General features: G+C 58.4%; 4 protein-coding genes. All 4 read left to right on the top strand.

Going from position 1 to position 4,304, the window contains the following annotated elements:
* Window positions 1–226 precede the first annotated feature (226 nt).
* The 4 genes from E6X30_RS10220 (at window position 227) to E6X30_RS10235 (ending at window position 3,937) form a co-directional block, all read left to right on the top strand.
* Window positions 227–739 (top strand): hypothetical protein, encoded by a 513-nt coding sequence (locus E6X30_RS10220; RefSeq protein ID WP_070435621.1) that lies wholly within the window; start codon window positions 227–229, stop codon window positions 737–739.
* 16 nt (window positions 740–755) lie between these two features.
* Window positions 756–2,531 carry a hypothetical protein gene (locus tag E6X30_RS10225; RefSeq protein ID WP_316336191.1) on the top strand — a complete coding sequence of 592 codons (1,776 nt, stop codon included), beginning with the start codon at window positions 756–758 and terminating at the stop codon, window positions 2,529–2,531.
* A 744-nt stretch (window positions 2,532–3,275) separates the two neighbouring features.
* Entirely contained in the window at window positions 3,276–3,494 is a 219-nt protein-coding gene (locus E6X30_RS10230) for a hypothetical protein (RefSeq protein ID WP_141740587.1), read from the top strand.
* Window positions 3,491–3,937, top strand: a complete 447-nt coding sequence (locus tag E6X30_RS10235) for a hypothetical protein (RefSeq protein ID WP_070435429.1) — start codon at window positions 3,491–3,493, stop codon at window positions 3,935–3,937. The genes E6X30_RS10230 and E6X30_RS10235 overlap by 4 nt, the downstream gene beginning before the upstream one ends.
* The last annotated feature ends 367 nt before the right edge of the window (window positions 3,938–4,304 follow it).

Here is a 4,304-nt window from a genome sequence, read left to right on the forward strand (position 1 = left end):
GGCAAGAACGACGAAACCGCCACCAGCGCCCAACAACGCGCCGCCAGCGCCGTCGCCAACATCGGCTAACACCACCACACCACCAACGCCCTGCCGCCCCAGCGGCGGCAGGGCGTTTGACCACTCGCCACAAGAGTCGCCCACACATCACCTCGGGCATGCACGACTTCAAAGCCAACACTGCGCGGCGGGACAGATACGACTCAAAAACATGGGGGGAAACCCATTGACTGGAACACACTTCAGCCTGACGCCGAACGAGTACTTTTTTCGAGTCCAAGATGCTCAGCGCACCCTCGATAATCTCAACGGTGTCTACGCTCTTGTGGACGAAGCACTCGATTTCGCCAGCCAAGCGCTCGAACACAGCACTCTTAGTCGCGGAGCGGCAAACTCGTGCCTAGAGCTTTACGTGCGCAGCGAAGTGAACTACGGCCGCGGACGCTCCAACAAGAACCTTGAACACGCGAGCGAGGGAATGCGCTATTACATGAGCGGCGATTCTGAGATGGCTGACAACAGTAACAGCAACGCAGCCGCCGCCGAAGGCAAAGGTCGCATGACAAATCTGGACAGGTACAACGAGGCCAATGGCGGTGGTCCCGGAGTATGCACACCAGAAAACCCGATGGGCCAAGCCAACTACGCGAGCAGCCCCGAAGAGATGCTAGCTAATTCATTTGCAGACGCACGGGAAGCGGAGCAGCGCCCTTACGGCCCGTACCCCATCGAGAAGTAGACCCCTGGAGTAAATCATGGTTTCAAAGTCTGATCTCCCCGAGCTGGATGATCCCGGCAACGTAAGCCAGCTGGGCGCAAAATTCACAGCGATCGGCATGCTCAATAAGTCCATCATCGATGAGGCCAAGTACGGCTGGACGAACGTTGCCGCCTCCTACCAGGCACCCGAAGGTGGCCAGGTTCAACAGGTATTCCAGACCCCCGCAGAAGCCGCCACCGGACTAGAGCAACGCACCAAGAACGTTCAAGACGCTCTCGATTCGTACGCCCAAACGCTCTCTGATCTCGAGCGAGAAAAAGCGCAGATCGAATCGGAAATCGACGCAGCCAACGCGAAGTACGAAGAGGCACTGGCGATGCCTGAGACTGTCGAAGAGCCGGATCCGGACAATGAGGGCGAGACTCGCGAAAAATTTAACGAGGAGCGCGAGAGGGCGCTCGCTGAGGCCCAAAGAATGCTCGATGCAGCACAACGTGCGGTTGACCTCTTCAAGCTCAAAGTCCAACAAGCAGATCGAGATCTTGCCAATTCCATTCTCGCTGAAACAATCAATCCAAATACCGGCGAAGCAGCATGGAGTGGCGTTTTAGGTGGAAGCTTCTTCAAAGGCATCTTTGACGCCATTATTGGTATGCCAAAGCTCGTCGTTGGCACAGTTCGCTTCAACGTTACCGATCTTTGGAACCATCGAGGCGATCTCAAGAACTACTTTTTTGGTGAAGGCAGCGGGTCTCACAGGCAGTTTTGGCTTCAAATGGCCCCAATGATGTTTCCTATTCCTGGGATGCAATCATTGGCCGCGGCTGGAACTGCCCAAGCGTTGGCCCCCTCCATTCAGGCAGGTGTGCGAGACGGTTCCATAGCTAATGGCGCATATACGGCGTTTGATTGGGCAACCGATAACGCATACGACGCCCTCGCAGGAAAAGCAGACCCCTCCGCTGCCATCCACGGTGAAGCATGGCTGAGGAAGTGGGCCACCGAAACGGCCCACGACCCGGCCTACACGCTCGGCGGTCTTGCCCCCACCGTGGTGACGGGTGGCCTCAGCGTCGAGCTGAAAGCTGGCAGCGTTGTCGCCAAGAAGCTCACGAAGCCGGGCGAGAAAGCTGTACGGAAGGGTCTGGACGACGCGGTTAAGAAGGCGTACGAGGACCCGATGCGCGAATCGTTCAATAACGGTATCTACGACTCCCTGAAAGAGGCCTACGGTTCCCCGGGCGAGCAAGGTGCGGCTCCTTCCGCACCTGCACCGGCTCCAGCGCCCACCGAACAGCCGGCTCCAGCGCCCACCGAACAGCCGGCTCCAGCGCCTGCGCCAGCACCCGCAGCTCCGACGCCTGCGCCCGCACCGGCACCCGTTGCGCCGGCACCTGTGGCACCCGCACCGGCCCCGGCACCCGTCGACCAGCCAGCACCGGCACCCGTGGCACCAGCACCAGCCCCGGCACCCGTCGACCAGCCAGCACCGGCACCCGCTCCGGCGGCACCCGCCCCTGCGCCAGCACCCGAGCCGGCGCCCGCGCCCGTGGCACCAGCACCAGCACCGGCACCGCGTCCCGCAGATCCGGTTTCGGATGCCCTGGAAACGCTTGGCAACGCAGCAACCCACGACTTCTTCGAGTTCCGCAACGAGGTCATCGACCAGATCTCAGCAATCGATGGAGTCGACGGCGATGCGGTGCGCGCGTTTGCTGACGACCCCGAAGGTTTTGCCCAGAACCGGGCTGACCAGGCATACGAGGACTTCCTTGCCGCGAACCCCGCGGCTAAGCAGCTCGTTCCGTAGAACGAGATGTAAAAGTCACAGCGTGAGCAGTCCCGAGAGCGTCTTTGGCATCGAGCTAAGGCGCCTCTCGGGGCTGCGCCCTTTATATAGCCAAAAGTTTGCACCATGTTCAAACCGCTCATGCCTCGGCGTTCGGTTCTACGAACTTCCTCGAATTCGATCCGTTCAAATAGCGCTGCGGTAATGTGCCTACCTTCGACATCAATTGAGTACCTAAGCGAGTGCAAGCTCGCAAAGGGGTGCAATTCTAGGTGCGGACCGGGCACTTTCACCCATCCCCGAGTCTTAGCCCCTCTACTCCCTGATGGCGCTAAAGCTCCAACGCGGTCTGCATCAGGATCTCAAGCCACAAAACAGTAATCATTGAACCGAGGAGAAGAGGCCCCCTAGAGACCTTAGCTTCGCAAGTTCGGAGCGCCAAATATACACGTTGCGCTCAGTAGGACTCCCACGTCGATGCCAAACGAAAAGTGCTCGTTCCGATCGGCGAGCCGGCTCCACTCAATTGGATCAGGCAACTGTAGGAACTTCCGTCGAGCTACCTCTAAGAACCGATAGGATTCACGTATGACTGCGATCCATGCCCCTTGGGCGGGTACACCCACAGAGCGTTTTGAATATTGCGTCCGCAATGGCCTCGAAGAGACCGACCACCTCGAAGTCTTGACCACATTTCTTGTTCACACGAAGTCAGGTCAGCTGTATGACACTTCACTTGCGAAGTTTGCAGGCAAGGATCCTTACATGGTGAACCTTGCATTCGGCAGGGACCAACGAAAGCTCCTGCTCGAGGTCTTTCTCGAAAAGCAGGTGCACAAAGACAGGGCCGCAACTCTCGTCGCCCGGTTCGACCTCGAGCAAGACACATTTACCTACAATTACGTGGACAATTTTGGAGGCGACGAGCAACCCGTGAGCGCTCAGGACCTCCTCGAACTCGCAGAGGAGCTACGTAAGCAATGACCCAAAGCCCCTCGCACGATAGCAGTAGCCTTTCTCGCGACGAGGATAAGCGTCTCCGGGAGCTTGCGGAAGCCCTCCAACTCGACGTTCAAGATTTCATTGGCGAGTGGGATGCGTTCACCGCGGTCTTCACAGTCGCCGACGGTCTCGACGGTCTCACGCTTCAGCAAGTCGATCCAATTTTCTACTTGAAGAACGGCGCCTTCACTCACGGCGTGTTCTCTCGCAAAATTCTCGAAGTTCCTGTTGTTCGATATGTGGAGGCCCGATCACATGATCGGCCCTTCGACATCGCCGTCGTCTTTTTCACGTACGACGCGGAAACCAAGGGCATCGAAACTCGCGTGTTCTGGGATAACGAGGCCGTCACATTCCTCGTCACCCCCGACACGTGGACCAGCGTGGCGCAGGTTGCGAATCCGTATCGCGACAAGAAAGCCTAAAAGCAGCGCACCCCAAGCACACCGGCCCCCGCAGTGGCATGACCCAGCGGGAGCCACGACGCCTTAGTCGTCTCCTAGCAATGCGCCGCAGGAGGAAAACGTTGCCTTCAAGGTCGGCGTCTCAAGCGAGATTCATAGGCAGAGAAAGCGCTTTGAATGCAACGTCACCTAGCCCTGGCGTGAATATACGGTGCTGGGTGAACATCGCGGAAACTTCTTGCAAAATGGTTTCTCTTCGGGTGGTGCACGGCACGTCGGCTCTGTACTTTGTAACGGTCAGATAACGGGACGTGTGTCCCGGACAGCACAAGGGGGAAGCGTGGGAACCGCACGCGCTCTGACGCCGTGGTTCACACACTCCCACCAC

It is taken from the genome of Dermabacter sp. (genome assembly GCF_032550575.1).
GTDB lineage: Bacteria > Actinomycetota > Actinomycetes > Actinomycetales > Dermabacteraceae > Dermabacter > Dermabacter hominis.

What these genes read in the sequence shown, in the direction of transcription:
- E6X30_RS10225 (WP_316336191.1), top strand. Translation starts at nt 756, where the DNA reads ATGGTTTCAAAGTCTGATCTCCCCGAGCTGGATGATCCCGGCAACGTA.
- E6X30_RS10230 (WP_141740587.1), top strand. Translation starts at nt 3,276, where the DNA reads ATGGTGAACCTTGCATTCGGCAGGGACCAACGAAAGCTCCTGCTCGAG.
- E6X30_RS10235 (WP_070435429.1), top strand. Translation starts at nt 3,491, where the DNA reads ATGACCCAAAGCCCCTCGCACGATAGCAGTAGCCTTTCTCGCGACGAG.